Source organism: Marinobacterium alkalitolerans, from assembly GCF_017776525.1.
Taxonomy (GTDB): Bacteria; Pseudomonadota; Gammaproteobacteria; order Pseudomonadales; family Balneatricaceae; genus Marinobacterium; species Marinobacterium alkalitolerans.
Genome location: NZ_JACVEW010000014.1, coordinates 47206 through 61656 on the forward strand (window position 1 = coordinate 47206; position 14451 = coordinate 61656).

The window sequence follows — 14451 nt, forward strand, 5'->3', positions numbered from 1 at the left end:
CAAAGGAGAGAGCGATGCGAGAGACCTATCAGTCGGGCGTGATTGCTGAGGCCAGCAAGGATGCCCTGTTTCTGACCTTTAACCAGACACACAACGAAGATGCTTTGGCTGTGGTCCGCTCCGTGTTGGCGGCCATGCCGCAACGCGTCGAGGCGTACCGCAAGCGTTTTCCCGATGCACGGCTGCATTTGACGCTTGGTGTGGGCTCTGCCTACTGGGATCGGCTGAACCCGCAGGAGCGCCCGGCGCTGCTGCGTGCCTTCCCGGCGCTTGAGAATGGTGAGCGGGTGGCGCCTTCCACTCCGGTTGATCTTCTGTTTATCGTGCGAGCGGACCAGTATGACGCGGTCTTTGACCTGGGAGCCGAGATTGTAAAAAGCCTTGAAGATGCCGCCGAGCTGGTGGAAGAGATTCATGGCTTCCGCTACCGGGATATGCGAGACCTGACCGGTTTCGTTGACGGCACTGAGAACCCCGAAGGAGAGGACCGTCTTGAAGTTGCCCTGGTAGGGGCCGAGGACCCTGAATTCGCCGGTGGCAGTTATCTACACCTGCAGCGCTATGAACATGACCTCTCTGCCTGGCAGCGCCTCAGCGTCAAGCAGCAGGAAGATGCGTACGGCCGTACCAAGGATGACAACATCGAATATCCGGGCGACAAGAAATCTCCGCATGCGCATACCAAGCGCACGTCGTTGAAGCGTGAGGATGGAACATCCATGGAGATTCTGCGTCACAGCATGCCTTACGGTGACAGTCAGCGTAAGGGGCTGATGTTTGTCAGCACCTGCCGAACGCCGGAGCACTATGAGCGCATGCTGACCAGTATGGTCGAAGGTGACGAGGAAGGGCGCGCCGATCGCATTCTGGAATTTACCCGTGCCGTGACTGGCGCGGCTTTCTTTGTGCCGTCCAACGGTTGGCTGGAACAGCTGGCCTGATCTACCCCCTTCCCGTAGCGGCCTGCATCCGGGCCGCTACTGCACCCTTCCTTTGCCCTGTCGCGATTGTCATCAAATGACAAAGAAACCCTCACGGACTTGTCAAAATCGAAATTTAGGCTATCCTTTATGTAATAAAACTACATAATAAATCTAGGGTAGGGCAAAGCATGAAAACGCAGACAGGTACTCAGGAACGCAAGATTGCGATCCTTGGAGTGGATGGTGAGAATTTCGAGGTCAGTGGTGTGTACAAGGGCAGCGCGCGTAAGCCAAGCTCCTATATCCTGACCCGCACAGGCGACAAGGCGGTTACGGTTCGTGACCTGAGCAGCTTCCCGAGCCACCAGCAGGTACGCGAGCTGATGAGCTGAGTGTTGTCGCTTTACTACTGAAAAAACAGCCGCTGATGCGGCTGTTTTTCGTTGGGCTTACTGAACGGTTTCGTTCTCGGTAAACATGCCTTCAAACAGAGCGGATGACAGGTAACGCTCACCGGAGTCGGGCAGAATCACGACGATCTGCTTATCGGCATTCTCGGGCTTTTGCGCCTCGCGCAGGGCTGCAGTCAGCGCCGCACCGCAGGAAATGCCGCACAGGATCCCTTCCTTTTGCATCAGGTCGCGAGCTGTTGCCATCGCTTCTTCATTGCTGACCTGCTCAACCTGATCGACCAGATCCAGTTCCAGGTTTTTGGGCACAAAGCCGGCACCGATCCCCTGAATCTTGTGTGGCGCCGGTTTGACCTCCTCGCCTGCCAGCGTCTGAGAGATAACAGGGGAGTCTTCAGGCTCAACGGCGATGGTTTTGATCGCCTTGCCCTGCTGACGCTTGATGTAGCGTGACACGCCCGTCAGGGTGCCGCCGGTACCAACCCCGGAAACGAAAATATCAATCTGACCGTCGGTATCACGCCAGATTTCAGGGCCGGTTGTCTGCTCGTGAATGGCCGGGTTGGCCGGGTTTTCAAACTGCTGCAGCATCAGGTACTGATCCGGGTTTTCATCGACCAGCTGCTGGGCTTTTTCAATGGCACCTTTCATGCCCTTGGGCGGTTCGGTCAGCACAATTTCGGCACCCAGTGCCTTCATCAGCTTGCGGCGCTCCAGCGACATGGAAGAGGGCATGGTCAGGACCAGCTTGTATCCCTTGGCAGCGGCGACGAACGCGAGTGCAATACCGGTATTGCCGCTGGTAGGTTCGATCAGAGTCATGCCGGGTTTCAGACGGCCTTCCTGTTCCGCCGCCCAGATCATGTTGGCGCCAATGCGGCATTTGACGGAGCCGGCCGGGTTACGCGATTCCACCTTTGCCAGCAGATTGCCCTGTGGCCAGAGGTGCTTGAGACGAACCAGCGGGGTATTACCGATCGTCAACGCATTGTCTTCATAAATGTTCATTAGCGAGTCAACTCCCTTAGTGCGCACTCTGTAAAATGGAACAGTCTGGTGTCAGAACTGCCTTCAGCTATCAGGCTGACAACAGGTATAGTTCAGTGTAACGATCAATGCCTGCTTGTGTCAGACTTTTTTACCATATTGTTATAAAAAATAAAGATCTAAGTGCCTGGAGATATAACGAATGCGTTTGTTGACCCGAGTGACCGCCCCTCTGCTCGGTTGGCTGGCGGCACGGCTGTTTCACTTTCCATTGTTCAAGCGCTCTCGCCTGCGTCACCGCATGGCCATGAAACTGTTCCGTGTGGCGGCCGAAGGAGGCAGTTGTTCAGCGCTTTCGACCTACGGCCACCTGTTGCACTTCCGTGGTGAAGATCATGCCAGTCGGGTGCAGGGCGGTATCTATCTGGAGCGTGCGGCCGATTTGGGCGATGCCCGGGCTCAGTATCAGATGGGGCGTATCTATGAACAGGGGTTTGAGCCCTATTTCCGCCCTGATGCGGTCAAGGCGCTGGCCTACTATCGCAGTGCCGGGGAGCAGGGCCACCCGCTGGCCGTTAAGCGGATGATCGAGGTCTATGATGAAGGGGTGCTGGGGGCGGCGATCGATCCGGCTCGGGCGGAGTGCTGGCGCAAGCGCCAGCAGCCCCTGCCCGACGTCAAGGCCTGATCAGCTCCAGACTGAAGGAGAGCGTCCGGCTGGACTGAGCCGGCAGTTCCAGCAGCCATTGAAGGCCTGATGCGTAGGTATTGGCGGGAGCCAGCTCTGATTCGATCAGGTTGAACGGAAGCGGGGCCTGTGCGTTGAGCTCAAATGAGCGAGATGTTTCGGCCCGGTTGTGCAAGGTGACGGTGTAACTGACCTCGTACCCGTTGTAGACCTTGCGAAACGCCGTCTGAACATATTCCACTTCCAGATCAAAAGCCTGGCCCAGCAGCACTTCTGCCTCGTCACCGGCGGCCGTTGCGTCCAGTCGACTTCCGCCGACAAACTGTGGCTGGCCTTCCGTATCGGGGCGGAAGACTCTGACCTGACCTGCAGGCAGCGGGGTTTTGCTGTCGCGCACGGCAGGTGCCTCGAAGCGGAGCACAACATTCGGGGTGGCACCCTCAACCGGGGCCTGCTGATGTGTGCTGATCTGCAGCTGCTGCTGGTAGCGGATGTCGGCGGCGATACCGTCCTGTTGTATCAGAGGTACCTGCTTGCGCTCCTGAGGGCCCAGACTCAGGGGTTGGGGCAGGGTATAAAGATGATAGTCCTGAATGCTGGAGCGGGATGCCCCGCCGGCTGCATCCGCCTTGGCTGCACGCGCCATGAACTGGACCTGTTCCATGCGGTAGCCGGGCTCCGGTTCGTGGACTTCTCCGGCCAGCAGCTTGATGGTCGCGGATGGCCAGTGCTGGTCAGTATCGTTCTGAATACTGGCCAGACCCTGCAGATCCAGCTGTTGGCCCTCTGCGTCCAGAGACAGCACATAATCCATGCTCCAGCTCAGCCCGCGTGTCAGATAGCGCAGCTGTGCCGTGCCTTTGTTATCTGTTCCGCGGGTCTGGAAGGTGAGCCTTGGCTTGAGCGCATAGGGCGCATCCGGGGTTACCGCCAATCGCCACTGTCCATTATGTATGGGCAGCGTTTCCACCTGGCCCTGTTCATTTTCAATCAGCAGTATCTGACCCTGCACTCGGAGCAGGCGCACGCGCCGCTCGCTGTCGATACCGGTTGCGGGATTGAAGCGCTTGAGCTGAATGGTCTTGCCGATCTGTTGCTGCAGCAGCTGGTTCAGCTCCAGCGTGTTCTGCTGCAGACTTTGCTCCAGCAGGCTGCCCGCGCCCGAGATCTGCAGCGTTTCAGGCAGCATCAGGGGGCTGACACCGGTCAGGTGGACCGGGGAGGCGGCTGGCAGGGCAGGGATGGAACGCTGCTCGTCTACCTGCGCCAGATTGTGCTGATACAGGGTCAGGCCAAGGGCGGTCCTCTCTTCCTCGGAGAGTACCAGCGCCGATGCGCTGGTGACGCTGGCCGTTAACAGGCCCGTTGTTACCAGCAGACGGGGTAGCAGGCGAGTCGTCATGATTGGGGGCTCCTTATTGAGTCGTCAGGTCCAGGGCTACACGGAAGCCCCAGCTGTTGCGCGAGGCCGTGGCCGGATGACGGTAGCGGCTGGCGGGCCGAGTGAGGCGGGGAATGTCAAACCAGGAACCGCCACGCATTACGCGCTGATTACAGCCGCTGAGCTGTTCGGCCTGCCCGTTGTCAGGGGCCTGAGTATAGTCGGGGCGGTAGCAGTCAGCGACCCACTCATCCACGTTGCCGCTCATATCGAAAAGGCCCCAGGGGTTGGCGCGTACGCTGCCCACTGGCGCGGTGCTCTTGCCGCCCCATTCCGGGTCGCAGCCATCACAAACCGCATAGCCGGGCCGCATTTCATCCCCCCACCAGTACACGGTTTCTGTCCCGGCACGTGCGCTGTATTCCCACTCGGCCTCGGTTGGCAGGCGGTAAGGCTGGCCGGTTTGCTCACGCAGCCAGTCAGCGTAGGCCTTGGCATCATTCCAGGTGACGTTGATGACGGGGCGTGAACCGCGTCCCCAGCCCTCATCGTCCGGCAAGGGGCGCCCTGTTGCCTCGGCAAACCGGTCATACTCCGCGAAGGTCACTTCATGGCGCGCCAGGGCAAAGCTCTGCGCGATATTCACGTCGTGTACCGGATATTCGTTGTCATCGCCCTGGCCGTGCAGATCGCCCATGCGGAAGCGGCCGGAAGGAACGACGACCATTTTCGGTCCCACGCCGCCTGCTTTAAGCTCATCCTGGAACAGGGTGAGGTTGGGGGCCGGCTGGCCGGAAGCACGCAGTTCCCGGGCCGATACTACAGCTTCCGTTTCCCGGCTGCTGTCCTCTGGTTCTGAGGCCCGGCTACTGGCTTCGTCCAGTGCCTGTTGCAGGCGCGCCCGCTCCTGCTCAACGGAATCAAACGCTGCTCGCAGCTCACGATTGGCTTTCATTTGCGCCAGCGCCTGGCTGCTCACATTGTCGAGCTGGCCCTGATACATCAGGAGTGCCAGCCAGATACCGCTTATAAGGCCCAGACCATAGGCAAGTCCGAGCATCAGCATGCGCTTGATGCGGTCTGACAAGGCGGGAAGATGCAGCGAGAGGCGGCGCTTGCCAGTATCAGTCGCGGCTTCTGGTAGGGCTGTCGACGGCTCGGCGGGCGCTGCTTCATTTACAGTGGCAGCCGGGGCTGCCTCGGTGGCGTCCGTGGCTTGAGGCGGCGCTTCGGTCGTGTCGGCACCGGCCTCAAGGGAGGTGGCGTCAATTTCGCCGTTCTCGTCCGTCGGAGTCGTCTCGGTAAACAGGGCTCGTACCAGTTCGATGCTGTCAGTGTGGCGCTCTTCCGGTTCGGGCGAGAGCGACTGCCGCAGCTGCTCCCATTGCGATTTGCTGAGTGCTGATAGAGCCTTGAGCTCACGCTGGAAACGGGAGGCCTCACCATCTGAAACCTGAAATGCATGCCTGTTGCTGTAGAGCTCCCAGCACATGACCGCCAGTGCAAAGACATCGGCCTGTTCTGCTGCCGGGTGCGCGTGAAAGGCTTCCGGGGGCTGGTACAGCGGGTATTCCGGCTTGCTGGGCAGGGTGTCGGCCAGAGGTGCAATGACCGGGCGCCAGCCGAAGCCGAACAGCTTGACCCCTCCGCCGGTGTTGAGAAAAACGCAGTCGGGGGCAAGCAGATAGTGAGGGGCCGGGTAGCGCGCGATGGCCTTGGCCATCTGGGTGATCAGCCCCTGCTTTTGCTTGTCGGTCAGCTTGCCTGCCTGTTTGCGTTGAAACAGGTCCGACAGTGTTTGACCGTCCAGGTGCTCCAGCGAGAGAAATTCGAGTCCACGCCAGCTGAAGTGGCCATAGACCTTGGCAACATGCGGGTGAGACAGGGTGCGGTTCTGCTGGCTCAGCTTGCGAATGACCTTGACGGATTCGGCGTGCGCGGCCAGCACGGGCCAGAGCACCAGAACACTGACCTGAGTGCGTGCGGCTGTCGAGATGTCTTCGGCCAGCCACAGCTGACCGGCAAAGTGGTCGCGTTGCTTGCTGAGGAGTTTGAACCGATGGTGTTCGGGCCCAATGATCAGCCCGTCCTTGAGGGCGTTGAACGCGTTTTCATGTGCATTAGCCATGAGGTGCTGCCTTCCTTAGTACAACAGCGTCATTATCCGGGGTCTGAGTGTCAGACCCCAGATATATGCCTATCAGGCACCGGTGTCCAGTGGCGGGAAGGATTTAACCAGCTCATCAACTGCTTTCATTTGCTGCAGGTAGGGCTCCAGCTTGTCCAGTGGCAGGGCGCAGGGGCCATCACACTTGGCTTCATTGGGGTTCGGGTGAGCTTCAAGGAACAGGCCCGCAATGCCCTGAGACAGACCGGCCCGGGACAGCTGGGCGACCAGTGCACGGCGGCCATCGGCCGAGTCGGAACGACCACCCGGCATCTGCAGGGCGTGGGTCGCATCAAACATGACGGGGTAGCCAAACTCTTTCATCACGCTGAAGCCCAGCATGTCCACCACCAGGTTGTTGTAGCCGAAGCTGGTACCACGCTCGCAGAGAATCAGTCGGCTGTTACCGGCGTCTTCACACTTGTGCAGGATGTGGCGCATCTCCTGAGGCGCGAGGAACTGAGCCTTCTTGATGTTGATAACGGCTCCGGTTTCAGCCATGGCCGATACCAGATCCGTCTGGCGGGACAGGAAAGCCGGCAACTGGATAATGTCGCAGACTTCGGCCGCCGGTGCCGCCTGACAGGGCTCATGTACGTCCGTAATCAGGGGGACATTGAAGGTCTTTTTGACCTCTTCAAGAATCTTCAGGCCTTCTTCAAGGCCGGGGCCGCGAAATGAACTCAGTGAAGAGCGGTTGGCCTTGTCAAAAGAGGCCTTGAACACATAGGGGATATCCAGCTTGTCGGTGACCTTCACGTAGTGCTCGGCGATGCGGAGCGCCAGGTCACGTGACTCAAGCACGTTCATGCCGCCAAACAGTACCATTGGCTTGTCGTTGCTGATTTCAATGGCTCCGGCCTGAACAACCTTCTGCTGCATAGCTTCCTCTCGTTATTGGCGCGCAAAACCGGGATTATAAGCCATCCGAGGGGAAATGTGCCGCTTCTGACTCGATCCATTCCAGCGCCAGCTTTTCCGGGTCTTCTTCCGGGGAGTCCTGTTGGCAGATGCAGATCTGGCACAGCTGCTCCAGCATGCGCGCCCGGAACAGTTGTTCCTGGTCGGGAAAGGCAAGCTTGAGCTCGAACTGGCCCTGATGATCCGGTGCCGGCAGGCACTCGACCACCAGCGCGCTGATGCCCAGACAGGGGTCTACCTCAGGAGCCGTAATACGCAGCCACTTGCCGGGAATATACTGGCGAAAACTCAACATGGACAGGCCAAGGGGGAGAGAGGGGTCGCTCCACTGAGGCGTGGGGGCGATGGGAAGAAGCTCAAGTTTTATCTGGTCAGGATGCTGAAGGTAATGCTCCGGACATCTCATAGTGTTGACCTCAAAAGCAGTCGATACATCCACATGTCGGCGTATCCAAGTGCAGCTTGAGTGCTTTTTGATCAATTTGCCAGTAAAACTTCGATAAATAGCCAAAAAGCGACAATACTGCCGCTGAAACAGGCGACCGAGATCCATCGGTAACGCTTGATCAGCTGTTCTTCATCCAGTGTCGATAAAAGGTACGGACGTCGCCCGGCATCCGGATTGGTCAGCACATTCATGCTGGGCAGCGCGTGCACCGAGGCCTGTTGCTGTTCGGCCTCCCGCTGGGCCGCCTGCTGAGCCTCGGCCCACTCCTGCATGCTGATGGTGCCGTCACCATCGCGGTCGAAACGCTCTTTCAGCAGGTCAGGGTTCTGTTTCCACTCCCGGAGCAGGTCGCGGGCCGTGTGCGCCAGATTGAGCTGGTCGCGCCCGCCACCCACGGTATTGAACTGGCCGAGGGCGTAGATGGGTTCATGCTCAAAAATGAGGCGTTCCGTGTAGCGATAACGCTCTCCTCCCATGACAGAGGTCATGACGGCGGATATGCCTTCTGAACCCAGGTCTGAAACGGCACCGGGCAGGCGCCCGTTGCCTTGCCAGCTGTGTTTGTGCCGGGTGCTGACTTCGGCGCCTTCAGGGTCGATCAGACAGGTGCCGGTACCGTCATTGATCTGGAACCACTGTTCCGAGCGTCCGCTCTGGACGCGGCGCCAGCGCTGCTTGTTATCGCTGTTATCCAGCTCGTCGACGCTGTACTGGTACCAGACACAGGGGCGGCCTGACAGCGGTGCTCTCAACATGCCATCCTCGCCTGCAATCACATGGCCGATAAGCTCTACATAGCCTTGAGGGGCCGAGCGGATGCGGGCGGTCGGTGTGTCGGCAATAATGCGAAAGCGCTGCAGGCGGCTGAAGACCAGCCAGAGCGCCCCCAGGCAGACAACGGCCAGCACGCCGAGAAAGATCAGTCGTTCCTGGGGTGAGAAAGGCCCGATATCCAGAAACATGGCTTAACCGAAGAGTTGCCCAAGGTTCACGTCTGCCTTGTCAGCTTCATCAAACTCCAGCAGCTCTGCCGGCTTGAAGCCAAAGCGGCGGGCGATGATGACATCCGGGAACTGTTCAATGCGGACGTTCAGGTGGTTCACGGAGTCATTGTAGTACTCGCGGCGGTCGGCGATGCCGGACTCGAGGCCGGTAATACGGCTGTGCAGGTGCATGAAACTGTCACTGGCACGCAGCTCCGGATAATCCTCCGCCACGGCAAACAGGTTGCCAAGGCCCATTCTGAGCTGGGTCTCCGCCTTGCCAAGGGCACCCACATCGCCCTGTTCACGGGCAGAGGCAACCGCGGAGCGGGCTTCCATGACGGCCGTCAGGGTGTTCTGCTCATAGCCCATGTGCTGTTTGCAGGTTTCAACCAGCTTGGGCAGTTCGTCATGGCGCTGTTTCAGGAGTACGTCAATGTTTGACCAGGCCTTGGAAACGCCGTGCTTGAGCTGCACCAGGTGGTTGTAGAGGGAAATGAAATAGACAACGACTACGCCGATGACGGCGAGTGTGATGATCAGCGAAATATCCATGTGCGGTCCTGCCAGAGTGATCCTGAATTCACTATAAACCAGCAGGGGAGAGGGGGAAAGGCGGGGATTAGATGCCGCCGCCTTCCATCAGCTCAACAATCACGGTCTTGATCAGAAAGGCTGCCAGCCCCAGCCCCAGCGCAAAGAACAGAACAAAGGTACCAAAGCGTCCGGCATTGGACTTTTTGGCCAGGTCGTAAATGATGAAAAAAATGGCGCCGGCAAATACAACCAGGCCGACGTTCAGCATCAGGGTTTCGATCTCTTCAAGCCGCATTGCGCACCTCCCAATAAATTGGGCAAAAATTATACATTATTCACCCCGGCCGATAAATCCGTTTTGTTTGCGGCTGGCGGGCGTCAAAACCCCTTCAATCTTCAGGGCCAAAGACTTCTTCCTGCCAGTCGGGCCCGATCTCTTCTTCGATGAAGTCGCGAATGAATTTGCGGACCATTTGTGAAGGGGTGACATCCCGCTCGTTACAGAGCCGTTCGAACACGGCCTTTTTCTGAGGATCGATCAACAATGTCAGGCGTGCGGTACGTTTTTCCATCTGTATATCCGGTATCGGTGGCTTGTATGTTAATCATGTTAACATTGAGTAGTATCAGATCAACATGTAATGTGTCTGCATCGCCTTTTGAGTGAGGAAACGCCATGTCACGTCACGCCCGGCTCCACTCCCTGACACCCTTCAGTGCACTGAAAGCGGTTTGGCGGGAAGGATATGATGCGCGCAAGCTGTATGCAGACCTGCTGGCCGGACTGAGTGTGGGCGTGATTGCCATTCCGCTTTCCATGGCATTGGCGATTGCCAGTGGTGTGCGACCGGAGTTTGGTCTGTATACCGCGATCGTGGCCGGTTTCCTGATTGCGCTCTTTGGGGGCTCGCGCTTCAGCGTGTCGGGGCCGACAGCGGCGTTCGTGGTGATTCTCTATCCCGTTGCGCAGGATTACGGTCTGGCAGGCCTGCTGGTGGCGACACTGATGTCAGCCGTCATATTGATGGCACTGGCCGTTGCCCGTCTTGGACGGCTGATCGAATATATCCCTGAGTCAGTGACGCTCGGTTTTACTGCCGGCATTGCGATTGTGATTGCCACGCTGCAGATACCGGATTTCACCGGCCTGACGCTTGAACTCCCCGATGCCTGGCTGCCTCGTGTCTGGGCGCTGTTGCAGGCACTGCCCGGGCTTGACTGGGGGGCGCTCAGTGTGGCCGCAACCACGCTGGCTGTGCTGATTCTGTGGCCACGCCTGAGAATACCCGTGCCGGGGCACCTGCCGGCCCTTGTCGCAGGTGTCGGGCTGATGCTGATGCTTGCCCCTCTGGGCGTTGAGATCGATACCATCGGCAGCCGTTTTTCCTATCTCCTGCCTGATGGCACAACGGGGCAGGGGATTCCCCCGTTTTTCCCGGAGTGGCAGTGGCCCTGGCTGCAACCGGGCCCCGATGGTGAGCCGCTCGACTGGTCCTGGGAGCTGGTGCGCGAGTTGCTGCCCGCCGCGTTTTCAATTGCCATGCTCGGGGCGATCGAGTCGCTGCTGTGCGCGGTGGTACTGGATGGCATGACGGGCAAGCGGCATTCCCCCAATGGCGAGCTGTTGGGGCAGAGTGTGGGTAATCTGGTCGTGCCTTTCTTTGGTGGTTTTACTGCCACGGCGGCGCTGGCGCGCTCGGCTGCCAACTACCGTGCCGGGGCGCAATCGCCTCTGGCCAGTGCATTTCACGCAGTGGTGGTACTGGTGGGCCTGTTGGCACTGGCGCCGGTGCTGGCCTGGTTGCCCATGCCGAGCATGGCCGCTCTGCTGTTGATGGTGGCCTGGAACATGAGTGAGGCACACAAGGTGGTGCAGTTGCTGCGACGGGCTCCTCGCAGTGATGTGCTGGTGCTGATGACCTGTCTGCTGCTGACGGTGCTGTTTGACATGGTCATCGCCATCTTTGCCGGTATTCTGCTGGCGTCGCTTCTGTTCATGCGTGACCTGGCCGGCATGACACGCTTTACCGATATCAGTGAGCAGCGCAAGCATGTACCTGAACCACTGCCGGCAGGCTGGAAGGTGTACAAGCTGAGCGGTCCGCTGTTCTTTGCCGCCGCCGAGCGGGTCATGGATGAGCTGCAGGATGCCTGTGCGGACAGCCGTGGCGTGGTGCTGTATATGGATGGTGTGCCGCTGCTGGATGCAGGCGGGCTGGGTGCGCTGGAGCAGTTTCTGGCGTTTTGTCAGGAAAGGGGCATTGAGCTGCATGTGGCGGACTTGCAGTTCCAGCCCCTCAGGGCACTGACCCGGGCGGGTATGGCACCGCGCCCGGGTGTACTGGCGTTCAGTCCGACGCTGGCGGCAGCGCTGCAGGCCCTGACGGCTGAGACGCCAGCCAGTCCGTAAGATCGGCGGCTGGCAGCGGGCGACAGAACAGGAACCCCTGCATCAGCACACACTGCTGGTCCAGCAGGGTTTTGCACTGTTGCTCGGTTTCGACCCCCTCCGCAACCAGGCGCAGGTCAAGGCTGGCGGCCATGGAGATGATCGCTTTCACCAGTGAGTGCGCGTAGCGATCCGAGTCCAGGTCGTTAATGAACTCGCGGTCGATCTTGAGCGTGTCGACCGGGAAGCGCTTGAGGTAACTCAGTGATGAATAGCCGGTGCCAAAGTCGTCAATGGCGAGGCTGACGCCAAGGGCTTTGAAGCCCTGCAGCCAGTTCAGCGTATCTTCACTGTCCTGCAGCAGCAGTCCTTCCGTGATTTCCAGCATCAATACATGAGCGGGCAGGTCATTTTGCTCGAGAGCAGTGGCCACACACTTGTCGTTGAGGCCCAGCTCACGCTGGCGTTCAGAGATGTTGACCGACAGGTAGAGGGGCCAGCCTTGACTGCGCCAATGAGCCACCTGCGCGCACGCGGTATCGAGCACCCAGCGGCCGATTTCACCGATCAGGCCGGTTTCTTCAGCCAGAGGAATGAAGTGGTCAGGCGGGATAGGGCCACGCTCCGGGTGATGCCAGCGCAGCAGAGCCTCGACACCCTTGATCGAGCGTGTACGCCCGGACATGATCGGCTGGTAATAGACCTCAAGCTGGTCGCGTGCCAGTGCCTGGCGCAGATCCTGCTCCAGCGTCATGCGCTGGTTGGCCTGCTCCTGCATGGCTGCCGTAAAGAAGTGCGCCTGGTTGCGGCCCGACTGCTTGGCCTTGTACATGGCCAGGTCCGCATTGCGGATCAGCACTTCTGCCGTATCCGCATCCCCGGGGTGCATGGCAATGCCGATGCTGGTGCCGATGATGATTTCTCGGCCCGAGAGCTTGAATGGCGTGCTGATCTGATCAATCAGCTTCTGCGCCACGTGCGAGGCATCGGCTTCCGAGCGGATATTATGCAGCAGGATGACAAACTCGTCGCCACCAAAGCGTGCCACCATGTCGGTATCGCGGACACATTCGTTCAACCGTCCGGCCACCTGCTTCAGAAGGTCGTCCCCGTACTCGTGGCCCAAGGAGTCATTCACGTATTTGAAGCGGTCCAGATCCATGAACAGCAGCGCAATCTTCTGCTCGTCACGGTCTGCGGTGCGTATTGCCAGATCAAGGCGGTCGGCCATGAGCGTCCGGTTGGGCAGCTCGGTTAGTTCATCGTAGTAGGCCTGACGAACAATCTGGGCTTCGTCGTTCTTGCGCTTGGTGATATCGGAGAAGACGGCAACGTATTCGCAGATCTCTCCATCGTTGTCATACACCACCGATACCGAGAGCCACTCCGGATAAATGGTGCCATTCTTGCGGCGGTTCCAGATCTCCCCGCTCCAGGACCCCTGACGCAGGATCTGTTGCCACATGTCATCGTAGAATTCCACCTCATGACGACCGGAGCTGAGAATGCTGGGGTTCTTGCCCTTGACCTCTTCGATGCTGTAGCCCGTGATGCGGGAAAAGGCCGGGTTGATGGTTTTGATCAATCCGTCCGAGTCCGCCACCATGATCGCTTCATTACTGGTGTTGAACACCGCCTCGATCATCTTGAGCTGTTCTTCGGTTTCTTTCTGGCGGGTGATGTCCTCTTTGACCGCGATATAACTGTGGCATTGACCAAAGTCGTCACGGACCGAGGAAATAGAGGCCGACTCCCAGAACAGGGAGCCATCCTTGCGGCGGTTCAACAACTGGCCATGCCACTCCTCACCCCGCTCAAGCGTGTCCCAGAGCTCCCGGTAAACCTCGTTGGGCATCTCGCCAGAGCTGAGCATGCCGGCCTCACGGCCAATCGCTTCTTCACGGCTGTAACCGGATACCTGACAGAACTTGGGGTTAACGTATTCAATTTTGCCCCGGGTATCGGTGATCATGACCGATGCCGGACTCTGCTCCATGGCGCGGCCCAGACTGCGCAGCTGCTGCTCGATCTTTTGCGTGTGCGTGATGTCGGTCCGGACACAGGCAAGCCCGCCTTCGCGGGTGCGTGAGTTACTGGCCAGAATCGAGTGGCCGCTGTCGAGGTGCTCGACAAAGCTGTCGGTTCCGGGGTTGCCGGTATCGACGGGTTCGCGCTTCAGAATATGCGGCAGCAGTTGCTGCTGGAACCGGTCCCAGTTCTCCAGCTCCATGCCGTCCATCCAGGGATAGACTTCCCGCCAGCGGCTGTTGCACAGAATCATGCGCCCGCCCGGCGCAAAGAGGGCAAAGGCTTCGGTCAGGCTTTCGACCGCATCTCGCATGCGTTCACGGGCCGATTCGGATTGCTGTCGCAGCAGGATAAAGCGGCGCAGCAGGTCGCCCATCAGCAGGACAAACAGCAGCAGGACCAGTACGAGGGTGATGCCGACCGCGCGGGTCTCGATGCTTGACGCAGAACTGCCCTCGCCGCTACCCAGCAGGTTGGTGAAGGCCACCAGTAGCAACAACAGGTTGATACCGGTAAGGGCCAGCATCAGTTTAAGTGCGCGAGACGAAAGGCGTTTCATTGGGTACTACGTTCAACTTGTGTGTGCGCC

The 14451-nt window shown here is 59.1% G+C and carries 14 protein-coding genes; 4 read left to right on the forward strand and 10 right to left on the reverse strand.

Annotation, left to right across the window (positions count from 1 at the left end):
* Nucleotides 1–14 precede the first annotated feature (14 nt).
* A complete protein-coding gene (locus H9C73_RS10210) occupies nt 15–941 on the forward strand; it encodes a Dyp-type peroxidase (protein ID WP_209287728.1) in 927 nt (308 codons plus the stop codon).
* Between the two features lie 170 nt (nt 942–1111).
* Entirely contained in the window at nt 1112–1315 is a 204-nt protein-coding gene (locus H9C73_RS10215) for a hypothetical protein (protein WP_209287729.1), read from the forward strand.
* A gap of 57 nt (nt 1316–1372) precedes the next feature.
* Here the strand turns inward: H9C73_RS10215 and cysK are convergent, their stop codons facing one another.
* A complete protein-coding gene (cysK, locus tag H9C73_RS10220) occupies nt 1373–2341 on the reverse strand; it encodes a cysteine synthase A (protein ID WP_209287730.1) in 969 nt (322 codons plus the stop codon).
* Nucleotides 2342–2522: 181 nt separating this feature from the next.
* Between cysK and H9C73_RS10225 the strand changes: the two genes are divergently transcribed.
* Nucleotides 2523–3008: a tetratricopeptide repeat protein gene (locus H9C73_RS10225; RefSeq protein ID WP_209287731.1), complete on the forward strand. Its 486-nt coding sequence runs from the start codon at nt 2523–2525 to the stop codon at nt 3006–3008.
* On the opposite strand, the gene H9C73_RS10230 is transcribed toward H9C73_RS10225, so the two are convergent.
* From H9C73_RS10230 to H9C73_RS10265, 8 genes are all read right to left on the reverse strand, one after another.
* Entirely contained in the window at nt 2998–4410 is a 1413-nt protein-coding gene (locus H9C73_RS10230) for a DUF4139 domain-containing protein (RefSeq protein WP_209287732.1), read from the reverse strand. The genes H9C73_RS10225 and H9C73_RS10230 overlap by 11 nt on opposite strands.
* A gap of 13 nt (nt 4411–4423) precedes the next feature.
* A complete protein-coding gene (locus tag H9C73_RS10235; protein ID WP_209287733.1) occupies nt 4424–6517 on the reverse strand; it encodes an SUMF1/EgtB/PvdO family nonheme iron enzyme in 2094 nt (697 codons plus the stop codon).
* 72 nt (nt 6518–6589) lie between these two features.
* Entirely contained in the window at nt 6590–7438 is an 849-nt protein-coding gene (kdsA, locus tag H9C73_RS10240; RefSeq protein WP_209287734.1) for a 3-deoxy-8-phosphooctulonate synthase, read from the reverse strand.
* A 34-nt stretch (nt 7439–7472) separates the two neighbouring features.
* The gene (locus H9C73_RS10245; RefSeq protein WP_209287735.1) at nt 7473–7883 is read right to left on the reverse strand and encodes a hypothetical protein; all 411 of its coding nucleotides are present in this window, start codon (nt 7881–7883) and stop codon (nt 7473–7475) included.
* A 71-nt stretch (nt 7884–7954) separates the two neighbouring features.
* The gene (locus H9C73_RS10250; protein WP_209287736.1) at nt 7955–8887 is read right to left on the reverse strand and encodes a GIDE domain-containing protein; all 933 of its coding nucleotides are present in this window, start codon (nt 8885–8887) and stop codon (nt 7955–7957) included.
* A gap of 3 nt (nt 8888–8890) precedes the next feature.
* The gene (locus tag H9C73_RS10255) at nt 8891–9463 is read right to left on the reverse strand and encodes a LemA family protein (RefSeq protein ID WP_209287737.1); all 573 of its coding nucleotides are present in this window, start codon (nt 9461–9463) and stop codon (nt 8891–8893) included.
* Nucleotides 9464–9530: 67 nt separating this feature from the next.
* Entirely contained in the window at nt 9531–9740 is a 210-nt protein-coding gene (locus H9C73_RS10260) for a DUF2788 domain-containing protein (RefSeq protein WP_209287738.1), read from the reverse strand.
* A 94-nt stretch (nt 9741–9834) separates the two neighbouring features.
* Nucleotides 9835–10017 carry a CopG family transcriptional regulator gene (locus H9C73_RS10265; protein WP_209287739.1) on the reverse strand — a complete coding sequence of 61 codons (183 nt, stop codon included), beginning with the start codon at nt 10015–10017 and terminating at the stop codon, nt 9835–9837.
* A 104-nt stretch (nt 10018–10121) separates the two neighbouring features.
* Between H9C73_RS10265 and dauA the strand changes: the two genes are divergently transcribed.
* Entirely contained in the window at nt 10122–11855 is a 1734-nt protein-coding gene (dauA, locus tag H9C73_RS10270; RefSeq protein WP_209287740.1) for a C4-dicarboxylic acid transporter DauA, read from the forward strand.
* On the opposite strand, the gene H9C73_RS10275 is transcribed toward dauA, so the two are convergent.
* Complete coding sequence (locus H9C73_RS10275) at nt 11794–14421, reverse strand: EAL domain-containing protein (RefSeq protein ID WP_209287741.1); 2628 nt, start codon at nt 14419–14421, stop codon at nt 11794–11796. The genes dauA and H9C73_RS10275 overlap by 62 nt on opposite strands.
* Between the last annotated feature and the right edge of the window lie 30 nt (nt 14422–14451).